This window comes from Pseudomonas brassicacearum, assembly GCF_003732265.1.
In the GTDB taxonomy this organism is placed as follows: Bacteria; Pseudomonadota; Gammaproteobacteria; order Pseudomonadales; family Pseudomonadaceae; genus Aquipseudomonas; species Aquipseudomonas brassicacearum_D.
Genome location: NZ_MOBK01000332.1, coordinates 1 through 302, shown reverse-complemented (window position 1 = coordinate 302; position 302 = coordinate 1). Strand labels below are relative to the sequence as shown.

Sequence of the window (302 nt, the reverse complement as noted above, 5' to 3'; positions counted from 1 at the left end):
TGGGTCTGGAAGAGATTCTGGCCAAACTCGACACTGGCGCGATCGAGCGTCAGGCCGAGAAAATCAGCGCCAAAGAAGCCTTCGACGTGTTGGTCGTGGGTGGTGGCCCGGCCGGTGCTTCGGCAGCGATTTACGCTGCACGTAAAGGCATTCGCACCGGTGTTGCGGCTGAGCGTTTCGGCGGGCAGGTGCTCGACACCATGGCCATCGAGAACTTCATTTCCGTACAGGAAACCGAAGGGCCGAAACTGGCCACAGCGCTGGAAGAACACGTCAAGCAGTACGACGTCGACATCATGAAC

General features: G+C 58.9%; 1 protein-coding gene. It reads left to right on the top strand.

Going from position 1 to position 302, the window contains the following annotated elements; all coding sequences use genetic code 11:
* Window positions 1–302, top strand: a 302-nt coding sequence (locus BK660_RS31550) for an FAD-dependent oxidoreductase (RefSeq protein ID WP_123436455.1), incomplete at both ends; no start/stop codon positions are given.